At 48.3% G+C, this 14,792-nt stretch carries 11 protein-coding genes; 8 read left to right on the forward strand and 3 right to left on the reverse strand.

Annotated elements, in window-relative coordinates; translation table 11 throughout:
• Positions 1–88: 88 nt before the first annotated feature.
• Both M3661_RS19355 and M3661_RS19360 read right to left on the reverse strand, forming a co-directional pair.
• Entirely contained in the window at positions 89–1,021 is a 933-nt protein-coding gene (locus M3661_RS19355; protein WP_065292653.1) for an NAD(P)/FAD-dependent oxidoreductase, read from the reverse strand.
• A 75-nt stretch (positions 1,022–1,096) separates the two neighbouring features.
• Entirely contained in the window at positions 1,097–1,384 is a 288-nt protein-coding gene (locus M3661_RS19360) for an alpha/beta-type small acid-soluble spore protein (RefSeq protein ID WP_028533490.1), read from the reverse strand.
• Between the two features lie 163 nt (positions 1,385–1,547).
• Here M3661_RS19360 and M3661_RS19365 point away from each other — a divergent pair, with 163 nt between their 5' ends.
• The 8 genes from M3661_RS19365 (at position 1,548) to M3661_RS19400 (ending at position 9,779) form a co-directional block, all read left to right on the forward strand.
• A complete protein-coding gene (locus M3661_RS19365) occupies positions 1,548–2,660 on the forward strand; it encodes an SGNH/GDSL hydrolase family protein (protein ID WP_065292652.1) in 1,113 nt (370 codons plus the stop codon).
• 245 nt (positions 2,661–2,905) lie between these two features.
• Positions 2,906–3,463: a glycosyltransferase family 2 protein gene (locus M3661_RS19370; protein ID WP_251487712.1), complete on the forward strand. Its 558-nt coding sequence runs from the start codon at positions 2,906–2,908 to the stop codon at positions 3,461–3,463.
• Entirely contained in the window at positions 3,460–4,233 is a 774-nt protein-coding gene (gene rfbF / locus M3661_RS19375) for a glucose-1-phosphate cytidylyltransferase (RefSeq protein ID WP_065292650.1), read from the forward strand. Before M3661_RS19370 ends, rfbF begins: the two co-directional genes overlap by 4 nt.
• Positions 4,230–5,318 (forward strand): CDP-glucose 4,6-dehydratase, encoded by a 1,089-nt coding sequence (rfbG, locus tag M3661_RS19380; RefSeq protein WP_065292667.1) that lies wholly within the window; start codon positions 4,230–4,232, stop codon positions 5,316–5,318. Before rfbF ends, rfbG begins: the two co-directional genes overlap by 4 nt.
• Positions 5,315–6,544, forward strand: coding sequence for a class I SAM-dependent methyltransferase (locus tag M3661_RS19385; RefSeq protein ID WP_251487716.1), 1,230 nt, complete (start codon positions 5,315–5,317; stop codon positions 6,542–6,544). Before rfbG ends, M3661_RS19385 begins: the two co-directional genes overlap by 4 nt.
• A gap of 3 nt (positions 6,545–6,547) precedes the next feature.
• On the forward strand, positions 6,548–7,459 hold the full coding sequence (locus M3661_RS19390) for an NAD-dependent epimerase/dehydratase family protein (protein ID WP_065292648.1): 912 nt from the start codon (positions 6,548–6,550) through the stop codon (positions 7,457–7,459).
• 152 nt (positions 7,460–7,611) lie between these two features.
• A complete protein-coding gene (locus M3661_RS19395; RefSeq protein WP_065292647.1) occupies positions 7,612–8,295 on the forward strand; it encodes a response regulator transcription factor in 684 nt (227 codons plus the stop codon).
• Positions 8,292–9,779: a sensor histidine kinase gene (locus M3661_RS19400; protein ID WP_065292646.1), complete on the forward strand. Its 1,488-nt coding sequence runs from the start codon at positions 8,292–8,294 to the stop codon at positions 9,777–9,779. Before M3661_RS19395 ends, M3661_RS19400 begins: the two co-directional genes overlap by 4 nt.
• A 147-nt stretch (positions 9,780–9,926) precedes the next feature.
• Here M3661_RS19400 and M3661_RS30315 read toward each other — a convergent pair whose 3' ends face one another.
• Complete coding sequence (locus tag M3661_RS30315) at positions 9,927–14,495, reverse strand: S8 family serine peptidase (RefSeq protein WP_285853118.1); 4,569 nt, start codon at positions 14,493–14,495, stop codon at positions 9,927–9,929.
• Positions 14,496–14,792 lie beyond the last annotated feature (297 nt).

A 14,792-nucleotide genomic window follows, 5' to 3' on the forward strand; every position in this document is an offset into this window, starting at 1 on the left:
ATGATGGTAGGTGCGGTTCGTAGGGAATCGGATAGCAACAGTGAAACTCAATTGCAGCAATCTGATGCTGGAAGGTGGCGTTAGCAATCTAAGGTGATGAGGATCCTTCCTTAGGGGAAACCTGCTGAAGGATTGCTTTATGCATCCAAATGGCAGCTTGTGAACCTTCCGCCATTGCAATCGTAACCTGTTCCGAATGCACACATACATCTCCTGCTGCCCATACGTTGGGGACATTGGTCATTTTCGTACGTGGATCCACCATAATGTGTTTATTTTCATGCCGCTCTATCCCAAGCTGTTCTGCGAGGGAGGACTTCACCTCATTGCCTCCGAAGGCAACAAATCCACGCTCTCCATTAATGATCCTTCCATCGGAAAGTCTCACGCCACTGAAGACACCTTCTTCCTTACATACTACTTCTTCAATCTGTGCTTCAATTACTTCAATCTGCTGAGCGTCCAATTGGTGCATTTGATCAGCAGACAAGGGCTTCTGCTCGTGATTCACATAGACGACGTCACGGGTCCAATACAATAGCGTTAGTGCCATATCAGCTCCGGTAGAGCCAGAACCAAGCACAATGGTTCGCCGACCGCTCACTTCATAACCATCGCAATCAGGGCACACATACACCGTAAGGCCTAGGCAGGGCATGAGATTGGGCAAGGATGGAAGCCGATCCATGATTCCAGTGGCGAGCAGGAGTGTACTTGCTGTGAAGAGGCCGTTCTCTGTTGTCGTCACGGTGAAGCCATGTTCGCCATTAGGTGCGAGACTCGTCACGGTATCTTTAAGTAGATGTACGCCTAACGATGTGGCCTGCCGTTTACCCAAAAGACGAAGCTGAGTACCGGACACTCCCTCAGGCCATCCGAGCACATTATGGTAGGAGCGGCATATCGTAGATCTGCCATAACCACTATCGATCACCAGCACGCGGTGTCGGTATCTCCCCAGCTGAATGGCAGCTTGCAGCCCGGCTATGCCGCCGCCGATAATAATGCTCTCATAGCACATAAGCAGACACTCCTACCGTTTCTGAATGATTATTTCATGAAATAATGCCTGGCATGCCAAGAAAGAGATCTTATCTTACTTCCCCTGCTGCTTTGTTAAATTCTCCTGAGCAAGGCGAATCATCTCCCGCACCATCGAGCCGCCGATTCGTCCGCCAACGCGGCCTGCATCTTCCGTTGACAACTGTCCATTGTACCCTTCTTGCAACGGCACACCCAGTTCCTTAGCTACCTCATATTTGACATCATTCGGCCGGTTCGGATCTACTGCAAATCCTTCGCGGCGCATGACCTCAGCTTTAAAAGCATTGACACTGTTCTCGGCACCTGTAACAAGCAACTTTCGCCGACTTCTTCGGGACATAACCTTGTTCCTCCTGTGTCTTCAAAATTAATACTCTTCATACATTCCCCCTCCCAATCGAAATTATGTAAGAAGTGAAGAGGAGTAGGGATATACTATGGAGAATTAATCCAGTGAGTAAGTGTCTGTTTGGGTAAGCACACCATTCGAGAGGAGCTTGCAAATGGATTCGGATTATCAAGATGTACAAGTGAAGGAAGCAGAGTTAACGGTGGAGCAGCAGAGGACGAATACATCCGATGTGATCTGGTATTCGCCGCTTGAAGCACCGTTCGCAATTGCTGGATTACACTGGCTGTCTACGGAGGGGAAATATCGACGTCTCCCCGTTTCGCCAGAACACAAGATTCCAGAGGGAGTCGACTGGCTGGCGGATCATACAGCAGGTGGTCAGATCCGCTTCGTGACGGACTCTTCGAAGCTGTTCCTGCGGGTGAAGTTGTCTGGCCCACACGACATGTATCATATGTCGGCGACGGGGCAGTGCGGCTTCGATTGCTATGTGGAAGCGGATGGACATCTCCACTACCGAAGTACGACGGCAGGATGGAATCCTAGAGATTCTGAGTATGAGTCTGTCCTATTTTTCCGAGATGAAGCACAGAAAAGGCTTGTCGTTCTGAACTTCCCGCTGTATCAAGGGGTAGAGGAGATCATGGTCGGGTTGAAAAGGGATGCCATCGTGGAGTCCCCGCCTGCTTATGAGGATCCAGGCAAGGTTATTGTATACGGAACCTCCATCACCCAAGGGGCATGCGCCATGCGTCCTGGAATGTGTTACACGAACATTCTTAGTCGAAGAATCAATCGTGAATTCATTAACTTAGGCTTCTCTGGCCATGGAAAAGGAGAGGCCGAGCTAGCTCATATTATTGCATCTATATCCGATCCAGCTTGTCTTATTCTGGACTACGAAGCGAACAGCGTCTCTCCAGAACGATATGCGGAGACACTGCCGCGATTCGTACGGATTTATCGTAAAGCGCATCCAGAAGTTCCGATTCTTATATTATCGAGACTTGCATTCTCCTTCACACGCTTCGATGAGGAGGACTCCAGACTGCATCAAGTACGCAAGCACATGCAGATGACGTTAGTGGAATCCTTGCGGCAAGCAGGGGATCGTCATATCTACTTCTGTGATGGTGAACAGCTTCTTCCACAGCATGCTCTTGAATGCTTCGTGGACGGCACTCATCCTACCGATCTAGGGTTTGTGCAGATGGCAGATGGACTGGAGCCTGTGCTGCGAGAAATACTGGCAAGAAAATCTTAACAGTAACATAGCTTTACACAATAAGCAGGGAACTAGTTGCATACGGAATGATTCAGAGGTGGTCCAACCAAGGGCCGCCTCTTTTTTTATCGTATTAGCGTTGTTGGAAGAAGCAGAACCAGACAATTGCGATGAAAAAAGGTATGTATGTAGGAACGATTATGAGAGGCTTCTATTATTTGAGATTCATATAGTAATAGGAAAAGGAGGTTACATTTGATGCAGAACAGGTTGATATAGAGGTCATGGAAATCGAGGAAGAGTGCATGGGCTGGAAAATGGCGTTGAATACAACGGAATTTCTATGCTTCCCTGATAAGAATAAGTTCTTTTCTTCGCTGGATGAGATGGGCAGCAGTATGTATTCTATTCGTACGATTATGCTAGTTGATGACCCTAACTACGGCTATGATGAGCCGGATCCAGCCAAGCCTTTAGTAGAGCAGCGCCATCATGGTTTTATTTTGCCTGATACCGGCCGATTCATTCATAAGTACCCTCGGGGGAATTATGCTCCAGGAAGACACTTCTCTCCCCATCCGTTTATCGATTACCCCTTCAATGATAATCCGTATCCGGCCATTGTTATCAAGTTTTTCTATAGCCCATGGACAGAGGAGACACGGCTTCGAAAGTTGCAAATTGGACCAACCCTTTCGGAAGGCAGCATTTATCGAAGCATGGGGCTACAGCATCTCGTTACCCGCGAAGAATTAGGGCGGAGATATAACAGTTATGTGAACCAAGCGACCGATTTAAGTCGTCATCCTGTTTATCAGCGTCTATGGAGGGGAGCTGTATGAAGGCAGTCATACTTGCAGGCGGATACGGAACGAGAATCGGTGAGGAGACGCAGGTCAAGCCGAAGCCGATGATCGAGATTGGCCCCCAGCCGATACTGTGGCACATTATGAAGCTGTACAGCCATTATGGGATTCGTGAGTTTATCATTTGTCTGGGATACAAGGGCCACGCCATTAAAGAGTATTTCATCCATTACTATATGCGGCATACGGATTTTACGTTAGATATGGGTAGTAACACTGTTGACTATCATGGGGACAATGCTGTTCCGTGGAAGGTTACACTAATCGATACTGGTGAGGGCACAGAAACGGGAGGACGGATTAAGCGGGTTCAAGCGTATGTTGGCGACTCTACCTTTTGCCTCACCTATGGAGATGGAGTTGGTAATGTAAATATTGCTGAATTGGTTGCGTATCATCAATCCCATGGCAAATATGCGACAGTAACGGCAGTTCAGCCCCCAGGAAGATTCGGTTCGCTTGCCTTGGCGCAGCAGCAGGTCATCGATTTTACAGAGAAGCCTGCAGGGGATGGCGGCTGGATAAATGGAGGCTTTTTTGTATTGGAGCCTGACGTGTTCTCATATATTCTTGACGATGCTGCCGTATGGGAGACGGATGTCTTAACCGAACTAGCACGCCAGCGGCAGCTTATGGCTTATGAGCATCATGGCTTCTGGCACCCGATGGACACGATGCGGGATAAGAAGAAATTGGTGGACTTGTGGGGCCGGGGACAAGCGCCATGGAAGGTGTGGCAGGCGTGATCAATGAAGCTTTTTGGCAGGGAAAGAAGGTTCTTGTTACGGGACATACAGGCTTCAAGGGATCCTGGTTGACGATATGGCTGTCCATGTTGGGTGCGGAGGTTGTCGGATATGCCTTATCACCGAGTACGAAGCCGAATCTGTATGCTGCTGCCGATATTCAAGCAGTGTGTAGGCACTCCGTTATCAAAGATGTGAATGATTATTCAGCTCTGCTGAAGGTGATGTCGGAGCACGAGCCGGAGATTGTGTTCCATTTGGCTGCACAGCCGCTCGTACAAGCGTCCTATGAACATCCGGTAAGCACCTTTCACACGAATGCAATGGGAACGGTGTATCTGCTGGAGGCGGTTCGTCATACAGCTAGCGTTCGTGCTGTTATCAACGTAACGAGCGACAAGTGCTATCGCAATACAGGGGAATCGGTGCTTCCATTTCGCGAAGAAGATCCGCTAGGCGGTCATGATCCTTATAGTGCAAGCAAGGCTTGTGCCGAAATCATTGCAGCAAGCTATCGAGATTCCTATTTTCGCAGCGAGGATGGTCAAGGGCCTAGAATGGCGTCCGTTCGGGCAGGCAACGTCATTGGCGGCGGGGATTGGACAGAATCTCGTCTTCTGCCGGATGTAATAAGAACTTGTTCCGCCTCTGAACCACTACTTGTTCGGAACCCGAACGCGGTACGACCGTGGCAGCATGTGTTGGAGCCCGTGCACGGTTACCTGCTTCTGGCGGAGAAGCTGTGGGATCATCCGCAGTACGCAGATGGATGGAACTTCGGGCCGCTGGAACAGCCAAACACAACCGTTCAAGATATCATTCAAATGGCAGCAGAGATCTGGCAGGTAGACATACAAGTGGTGCTAGAACAAGCAGCCTCTCGCTATGAAGCGCCTAGACTATTTCTGGATAGCAACAAGGCTGCACAGCTATTAAACTGGCATCCGAAGTTGTCTATCAAGGAGGCTGTAGCATGGACGATCTCCTGGCATCAGCAGTATCGTGCAGGAATTAACGCTAGAGTGCTATCAGAGCGGCAGATCGTCGATTATGTTCGCAGAGAAGGAGGGAGAGAAGGCAAATGAACTCACATTGTCGGATATGCGGTACACAGCTTGTGCACACCTTTGTCGATTTAGGACAATCTCCACTTGCAAATGCCTTCCTAACACCAGAGGAATTGGGGAATGCCGAACCCCATTATCCGCTCCATTCGTATGTATGTGATACTTGTTGTCTTGTACAGCTTGATCAGTTCGCGAGCCCGGCTAGTATATTCAAGCATTACTTATATTTAAGCTCCTATTCTACAAGTTGGCTGAAGCATGCAGAACAATATACAGACATGGCGATTCGCAGATTTCAACTGAACATTGATTCACAGGTCATCGAGATTGCGAGCAATGACGGTTATTTACTGCAGTATTTCCATCAGCAGGGTATACGGACACTGGGCATAGAACCAGCAAGCAATGTGGCTCAACTTGCGAGGGATAAGGGAATTCCGACGAAGGCAGAGTTTTTCGGACAACGACTGGCGGAAGAGCTCGTTAAGGACGAGGGGATTAGCGGGAATCTAATCGTAGCGAACAATGTGCTGGCTCACGTCCCGGACGTGCAGGATTTTGTCGCTGGTCTGAAGCGGCTGCTCCATCCGGAAGGTACCATTACGATTGAATTTCCGCATGTACTCAATCTTATTCGATATAAGCAGTTCGATACGATTTATCATGAGCACTTTTCTTACTTCTCCTTGTTCTCGGCTCAACAGCTATTCTCCATGCACGGCCTCCAAGTAACAGATGTAGAAGTACTTTCTACACATGGGGGGTCATTGCGCTTGTATATCATGCATAAGGACAAGGGCAAATTGGCTGCAGCAGCTGTGCAGAAGGTTCTGGAACAGGAACGGCAGAACGGACTGCACGACTGGCGGGCATATACTGCGTTTGCCCAGCAGGTAGAACAGATGCGGGAGGATATTGTCCGATTCATGATGGAAGCTCGCAATCAAGGCAAGCTGGTGGCAGGTTATGGGGCACCGGCGAAGGGCAATACGCTGCTTAATTATTGCGGGTTCCACACGGCATGGCTTCCATTTACTGTGGATCAGAATCCATATAAGCAGGGGCTGTATTTGCCTGGTTCGCGAATTCCTATTCGCAGTCCCGAGGAGCTGAAGCGAGTGCGTCCAGATTATGTGCTTATACTGGCTTGGAATTTGAAAGAAGAGATTATGGAGCAGTGCGCTTATATCCGAGAATGGGGCGGTAAGTTCGTCATCCTTGTTCCAGAGATTGAAGTGGTGTGAAGGATGGATAAAATACTGGTTACGGGCGGCAGTGGGTGGATCGGCGGCTTCGTCGTTCAGATCCTGCTCCAGAAAGGGTACGATGTCCATGCTATATATCGGAGAGCGCATAGAGCAGATTTCTTCTGTACGTGGCACCAGATAGATTTATGGGATGAGGAAGAAGTGAAGGCCCTTATCGAACAGGTAAGACCGACACACCTTATTCACCTTGCCTGGGATGCTATTCCGCCGCAATGCTATACTTCTCTGAGCAACTATAACTGGATGCAATCCAGCAAGACGCTTATTGATCATTTTATTCAAAGTGGAGGACAAAGATTAATCGTTGCTGGCTCTTGTGCTGAATATGAATGGACGCCGGGATTATTGTCAGAGGTCAATTCTTCATTATCGGAGAAGACTTTATATGCGGTATGCAAAAACTCGCTGCGTGCTTGGCTGGAGTCTTATACGGAACAACGGGGGATAAGCAGCGGCTGGGCACGTATTTTTCATTTATATGGCCCTTATGAGCAAGGGAACCGTCTCGTATCCTCCATCATTCGTTCACTGCTGGAAGGACGAGAGGCGGCTTGCTCACTAGGCAAGCAGTATCGAGACTTTCTGTTTGTTAAGGATGTGGCGGATGCGCTGGTTTCTTTTCTCTTCAGCAAGGTGGAGGGCGCATTGAATATCGGTTCAGGGAAGCCGGTTCAGGTGAAGCAGATCGCCCTGATGATTGCCAAGAAGTTGGGGCGTGAACGTTTGCTTCGATTCGGGGCACTCCCTGATCCCGTAGATGGACCCTTGTATGTTGGCGCTCATGCTGGGCGTTTGAAGCAGGAATTGCGATGGCAGCCTCAGTATAGTTTGTCGGCAGGAATAGACGAAACGATCGAATGGTATAGGAACATCCAGAAGGATATTCGCTAAATTCACTTGATCGATTTATCGTAGTAGTGAATGGACTCCATGCATTCGCGCAGCCTCAATAAATTTTAAGCGAACGCTCAGCTGCATTTCAGCTAATAATAGGATAATAGAAGGAACAGGGAATATATCGCAGCAGTGAGGGAGAGGCGTGGATGTATCGGAGCAGAGGGATTCGAATTCTCATCGTAGATGATGAACCGAATATTTTACAATTTCTTGAGCTGGGATTGGTAAATGAGGGGTTTGATGTGCAGGCTGCACAGGACGGCGTTACTGCCGTAGCCCGATTTACCGAGTTCCAGCCTCATGTCGTTATATTGGATGTGATGATGCCGGGGATGGATGGGTATGAAGTGTGCCGTATGCTGAAGAAGTCAGAAGATGTGGCGGTTATTATGCTTACGGCGAAGGATGAGGTGGATGACCGTGTGAAGGGCTTGAATCTGGGGGCAGACGATTACATGGTCAAGCCATTCAGCTTCGCTGAGCTATTGGCACGAATCCAAGCGCGGATTCGCAATCAGTTCCCGACGATGTTCGGGGATGTGCAGGTAGGGCCATTTGTGATCGATGACAAGCGCAAGGAAATGAAGTATAGCGGAAATGTGCTGGCGCTCTCGCCAACGGAGTATGATCTGCTCAAGTTCCTCGTGCTGAATCGTGGCGTGGTGTTGAGCAAGTCTGTTATCTTGGATCGGGTATGGGGTTATGACTTTGGGGGAGAGGACAATATTGTCGAGGTGTATATTCGCTCTTTGCGGGAAAAGTTGAACGACAAGGAACATCAGTTAATTCGAACGCTGCGTGGAGCTGGTTATCGGGTAGATATCCCATGAGGAATCGATGGCGTTCCGGTCTTGAGAGAATCGTAAATTTGTATTCATTACGTACCCAATTGCTGTATCGCTCTTTGCTTGTCATTGCTATCCTGCTGGTGATCGTCGGCATGCTGCAGTATATATTTATGCGCGAGGTTGTGTATCAGAATAAAGCAGCGAGTCTTCAAAGTCATGTCATGAGCATTCCTGGATTCGTCTGGAAGCGGGTGGGACAGTATCATCGTCAGCTTGAACAGTCGGGACAGCGTGTCGCCGAACCCTCGATGCCGATGCTGCTTATGCCGGATACCCATGTGGCCTTCATTGATCAAGCAGGGAACTATCATTCACTGCCGAATGGGCAAGGTGAACTTGCCACCGTACAATTGAATGCTGAGGAATATGAGAAGGCAAGAAGGGCCCCTCTGGGCAGTCCATCCTACCACATTGCAAATGATTCGAACGGAAATGAACAGTTGGTTGTACTGCATCCCGTCTTATCAGCTCCTGGCAGGGAAATAGGGACGGTGCAGATTAGTACGCCAACGTCTCCACTCAACGACTTGCTCATGGGGCAGACGCTTACTTTCCTCATGATAGCGACTGTAGCGATGTTACTAGGGGTAATTGTGCTGCTTCCAGTCATCCGAAGGACGCTTCGACCGCTGTCTGCAATGGTGAGTACAGCTGAACAAATCGATGCAGGCAATCTGGATCGGCGCTTCTCCACCGCGCAGGGACAATCTGAGGTGGATCGTCTAGCCGATTCCTTCAATAGCATGCTGGAGAGGCTAGAGACTTCCTTCGACGCGGAACGGGAGATGAAGGAGCAGATGCGACGCTTCGTTGCCGATGCATCTCATGAGCTTCGTACACCGTTGACTTCGATCCATGGATTTCTAGAGGTTCTGCTTCGCGGGGCCGCCCAGCATCCCGAACAGCTGCATAAGGCGTTAACCAGCATGCATAGCGAGTCGGAGCGACTAAGTAAGCTGATTCATGATTTGCTTCTACTGGCGAAGCTGGATCGAGATGGGGCGCCTTCCATTGAACTGGTTGAAGGATCTCTCGATGGAATCATTCGCAGCATGGAACCGCAGTTATCAATGCTGGCAGGGAAGAGAACGGTGTCGATTATGCTAGAGCCTCATCTGTTATGCAAGCAAGATCCCGATAAGATGAAGCAGGTCGTGCTCAATCTGGTGCATAATGCGGTTCAACATACCGATGAAGAACTAGGGCACATTCACGTCGAGGGTATGAATAAGGAGAATGGAGTTCAGCTATCCGTCTCTGACAATGGGGTGGGTATTGCACCTGAGCATCTTCCTTATCTGTTCGATCGATTCTATCGCAGTGAGTCTTCGCGGAATCGCAAAAGCGGTGGTTCAGGACTAGGTCTAGCTATTACGAAATCAATTGTTGAAGCACATGGTGGAACGATAGACGTTGTTAGCCGAATAGGCGAGGGCAGTACATTTCGGATATGGCTGCCTCGGTAAATGAATTTTGGAACCAGGTTCAGCGGCTGTTTTCCGAGACTATCATGCTTAATGAGCTTCAGTAGAGGTAACATAACCTGATAAAAAAGAAGCAGAATCCTTCGCTAGAACGTAGGGATTCTGCTTCTTGAGTTTGGACCGCTAAGCTTACTTCTGATTCAGTACACGATACAAAATGATAGCTGCTTGTGCACGAGTGGAAGTTCCAGTCGGATTGAACGTATTGTCATCAGAACCTCTGATGAGCCCTTTGCTGACTGCATATGCAACGGCAGCCTTCGCATCTTGTGAAATACGGGCCTCATCCTTGAATCCAAGTGATGCATTCACTTGGGAGAGATCGGCCTGCAGTGCTTGCGCCAGCAAGACGACCAGCTTCTCACGCGTAATTGGATTCCGTGCCCCAGGCTCAGCAATTCGCTGCTCCCATGTCTTGCCGCTGTTCGTCAAGCGATCAAGCAAGGAGACGAATTCAGCCTGAGTAATGACATCGTTCGGTTTGAACGTGTCTAAGCTGTCTTTACCATGCAGCAGGTCATGGGCGGCGATCACTTCGATTTCATCCTTCGCCCAATGTACAGCAATATCGCTAAATGGCCTTACATGCTCTGCGATGGTATAGGTACCGTATTGAGTTGCTTCGAACGTGACCGATTTTTTGTCGGCCGCTTGTGTTCCTGCCAATGTGTATTTCCAAGAGTTAGCCGTATCTTGCGCGAGTGAATAGACACCTGCCCTGCGAATATCCTTCGCGGCATCTGTCAGCTTGAGTGTAATTCCAAGCGTCACACTCTTCGCATCTTTAGGGCCGCGGATGGTGAGCTTTGGAGAGGTGTAGGTAGCTTCGCCACGCTCTTTTGCGAACCCTTTATCCTTGTGGTCAGACAGGGAAAGCACAAGCTCAAGTCCGTTTGAGCCGATAAGATCAGCTACCGATTTATTCGGAATGACAATGTCAAAATCAGTTCCAGATAGAAGCAAGTCCTTGCCTGAATCCTGCAGCTGCTTCGCAGTCGACTTGTCCAGTGTTAATACGACCTCACCATAATCTTTCGTGTGTAAGTCGCTGATTTCGAGTGAGACCTGCTTGGCATCCTTGTCCTGTAGCTGCTTTTTCACAGCATCTGCATTTATCGCGAATACTGCGTTTACCGTACTATCCTTCTTCGTCTCTGTCAGTAATCCCGCCTTCAATTTCTTGCCTGATGGAACCTGAACAGGCGCAGTTGAAGATGCAGAACCCCCTGATAAAGAAGATGAAACTGGCGGCGTTGGCCCTGGAGTCGGAGCTGGCCCTGGACTTGGATCTGGTCCTGGATCCGGCCCTGGCCCTGGATTCGGCTCGGATGGATTGGCGATTTCTATCTTAGAAGATAAGACCTTGTCTATTGGAATTAATTCGTTGTTCTCATTATACAGCTGCACATTTTCAAGGTTAAACTCATAAGTTCCTTCTTGATTGCCAGAGAAGACGAGCGTTGCAATATCGCCCTCTTTCTCAGACGCACCGCCGCTTAGGCTGACGCTGTAATTCAATCTGATCTTGCCTCCAGGTTCTTCAACTCTATCCTCTTTAATGATCAGAGGCGTACCTGGATAGTGCTTATCTTGATAAGTAGCCATCGTAACACTTGGTTCCACACCCAGCAACGTTACCTGGCTGTCATAAGTAAGACTGAATGAAGCAGAGTATACAGCTTCTGCAACAGAATAATTAACCTTAACGTCAAATAGGTTTCTAGTCGGCACTTTAGATCTGCTGCTTCCCGCATAGACGATATCTTTATTGTCGAACACGATATGTTCGGCAGGAGCTATAGAACCGTTTAATGCAGCGTCATACACGAATAGATAGAAATCATTGTTGCCTGGTTTCAACGGAACCTCAATTGTAAATGTTCCGTCCTTGTTAATAACGCCGTCATGCTGCTTGCCTGATCCATCTAATGCAGCTGTGAAAATATATTCATTAAACTCGTTAGGGAATAAATCAATGAATAAGTCCTTCGTAATTTTCCCACGGATAATACCCGTGCCTGGATTTGTTTGGTTCCTAATAAGAGAGGGATCATCCAGAGTAAATTCTGGTGCTTCACGATCAATAACAAAAAATGATTTCTGGTCTTCGAACTTCTTACCGTTGATAATTGGAGCGAACTCGTACCGCCCATTCGGCAAGGAGACAGCTTTTCCGTCTTTCCATACCGTCCCATTCCAATTCTGATATCCATAGATACTCGGCTTGTGAAGCATGCCTTGGCTGTCATAAAAATCGCCCATGTATGTTCCATATACCGCGTCTGTTACTGAAATCTTGAAATCATCCAGCTCTGTGGTTACATCGAAATAAGCTTTTGCTGTCTGAGCAGGAGAAGATTTGCCGCCTGGTGATAAATACATAGGCTCCATTTTAAGGTTTGTAACTGGTGCAATTCCATAGTTATCCCCAACAAACAGGCTTACAGGAAGGTGCAGCTGGTGATGGGTTGTTTGCTCAGTTAAGGTGATGCTGCCTTCATAGCTGCCGGTAGTATTTTCTGGAACCGTTACCTTAACCCGTAGGCTTCCTGAACCATTTGCAGGTACAGTTACCGTATTCGAGGTGAACTGCAGGTTGATACCTTTGCTTGTTCCGCTCCAGGAGCTGCTGATTGTATAGGTTTGATCCGTATTTGCAATATCCTTAACGACAATTTCTTTGGAGTGGGTGCCTGCTGGAACCAATCCAAAAGATACACTTCCTGTCTCATACGGGATACTTTGGCCATCGCTTGTTGCATTGGTTGTTGCTTCAACGAGAGCAATGGCTGTAGCTTGAATAACTTGATTGAGATCCACTCGTCCAGCGCCCTGTTCGGTTACGGAGTATAATTTATGATCGCGGTCTTCTATGGTTTTAGCGTTATTCATCAAGAGAGCTTTCAGTTCGTCTGTTTCTATCTTGTGATGATACTTCTCCAGCAGCAGGGCAGCGGCGCCAGCGATGTGTGGGGCGGCCATACTTGTTCCATTATTAGCTTCATAGCCTTTCGACGCATAGTCTCCATCCCACGCTGGTACGGAAGAACGTATCGCAACACCTGGAGCAGTGATGTCTGGTTTAATCATATAGTCCGGAAGAAGAGGCCCGCGGGAGCTGAAGTCCGCTAATAGATCCTCCTCTGGAACGGTATCAAAGGTAACCGAGGTTATCCCTTTATCAATGTTCTTCTTTAGTGCTTGACCCGAAGCTTGGGAGAGGGTGTAGGTAGGAACGTATTGACCTCCTTCTCCAAGCGTTGCCCCCAGCTCACCCGGCTTGTTGTTGAAAATGATGAGCGCTGCAGCTCCAGCATTGGCTGCGTTTATTGCTTTGTCCCGGAAACTAATATCGCCGCCGCGCGAGACGAGCACCAGCTTGCCGGATGCGTTGATATATTTGTAGTCTTCAGGCTTGCCGAAGTTGGCATATACCGCCTCGAATGATGTGCCCTTATTCGTGATTTCTGGAGCGTATGCAGGCAGTTGGGCATACAGCAATTGTTGAATACCTGGAGCCTTGAAGAAAGGCGTAATCATCGGAGTTGTAGAAGCTCCTACGGATATTGGAAGGTGAGCTCCGCCAGGTGAGCCAAGCGTTCCAAGATTAGGACCTTCGTTGCCTGCTGCCATTACAACGGTTACACCCGCACGTACTGCATTGTTGACGGCAACTGAATCAGCCGTATAAGCGTTGTTGAATGTTCCGCCGAGCGACAGGTTGATGACGTCCATCTTATCTTTAATTGCTCGATCAATACCAGCAATAATATTCTCTGTATATCCACTGCCGTATGGTCCCAGTACCCGGTATGCATATAAGTCAGCTCCAGGAGCGATGCCTCTGACCCATCCAGTCTTTCCGTTCGGGTTGTTAGGGTCGCCACGACCCACAATCGTGCCTGCTACATGGGTTCCATGTGTTGTATGGTATTCCTTTCCGTCCGCTCTAGGTAGCTTCGTCGGATCAGGGCGGGTTTCCATCGGATCCTTGTCGTTATCTACGAGGTCCCAACCGCCCTTAAAGGCATCCTTTAAGCTAGGATGGTTATAATCGACACCTGTGTCTAACACTCCAACCTTAATGCCAGCACCCGTGACGCCGATGTCCCATAATACATTCGTACCAATATAGGGGGCGCTTACATCCATGAGTGGCTTGAATACACTCCCGTCGTCAACAGGTATATTATATTCCAAGTTTGGATAGATGGCTTTTACGTTAGGAAGCTTCGCTAAGCGATCCACTTCATTAGCTGGAATGCTCACGGAATATCCATTGAGTGCGGCCGTATATTCATGGCGGATTACCGCTTTCGAGTTTATCCGGGCTTGCAATTTAAAGGTGTTTTGCTCGAGTTTAATTTTCTTTTCTTGATCGTCAGCGGAAGGAGCAAAGCTTTGCCCTTGCTCCGCTTGGGATAAGGCTAGGGGTTCTGTGTTTAATTCGACGATGACGGTTATCGGCTTATTGCTGTCGGACTGAGGAACAAAGTTGTTGCCTGTTTTGGTTGGTGATTCGGGTTGGCCAGGAAGTTGGAGCTGTGGAGACAGGTTGGAATTGACCTTTGGTATAACCTGTTCTTTCGAAGTAATTTCTTGCGCATAAGTGTGTGATGAGGCTGGGAATAGCATGGCGGCTACCATGGCGATGCTAAGGATTCCCGCTAATTTTCTACGTATCGTATGTAATTTCAAGCTGCAACCTCCCTTTTGAAATGGTTAGTGCTGTGCCTGCGCTCTATCAATGATGCAAACGATCTGAATTCAGACCCCCTTATAAAAGTAATATGACCCATATGTTGCCATTAAGGTTAGTGACTATTTTAACTCACGATTCATAGTTTAAACATGGGTATTTTGGCCTATTAAAAGAGGTTCAAATATAGAAAAATAGTATTATAGAATTTGTTATTGAGCAGAGAAACGTGTAAATTTATTCCAATATCCTCTTACTTGATTGGTCTACGGGCCGTACTAGATTATGGTACACTA

It is taken from the genome of Paenibacillus sp. MER 180, from assembly GCF_023713665.1.
In the GTDB taxonomy this organism is placed as follows: Bacteria; Bacillota; Bacilli; order Paenibacillales; family Paenibacillaceae; genus Paenibacillus_B; species Paenibacillus_B suaedae.

Excerpts from the sequence above, each read along its gene's own strand:
- M3661_RS19355 (WP_065292653.1), bottom strand. The coding sequence starts at position 1,021 with ATGTGCTATGAGAGCATTATTATCGGCGGCGGCATAGCCGGGCTGCAA.
- M3661_RS19360 (WP_028533490.1), bottom strand. The coding sequence starts at position 1,384 with ATGTCCCGAAGAAGTCGGCGAAAGTTGCTTGTTACAGGTGCCGAGAAC.
- M3661_RS19365 (WP_065292652.1), top strand. The coding sequence starts at position 1,548 with ATGGATTCGGATTATCAAGATGTACAAGTGAAGGAAGCAGAGTTAACG.
- M3661_RS19370 (WP_251487712.1), top strand. The coding sequence starts at position 2,906 with ATGGAAATCGAGGAAGAGTGCATGGGCTGGAAAATGGCGTTGAATACA.
- rfbF (WP_065292650.1), top strand. The coding sequence starts at position 3,460 with ATGAAGGCAGTCATACTTGCAGGCGGATACGGAACGAGAATCGGTGAG.
- M3661_RS19385 (WP_251487716.1), top strand. The coding sequence starts at position 5,315 with ATGAACTCACATTGTCGGATATGCGGTACACAGCTTGTGCACACCTTT.
- M3661_RS19390 (WP_065292648.1), top strand. The coding sequence starts at position 6,548 with ATGGATAAAATACTGGTTACGGGCGGCAGTGGGTGGATCGGCGGCTTC.
- M3661_RS19395 (WP_065292647.1), top strand. The coding sequence starts at position 7,612 with ATGTATCGGAGCAGAGGGATTCGAATTCTCATCGTAGATGATGAACCG.
- M3661_RS19400 (WP_065292646.1), top strand. The coding sequence starts at position 8,292 with ATGAGGAATCGATGGCGTTCCGGTCTTGAGAGAATCGTAAATTTGTAT.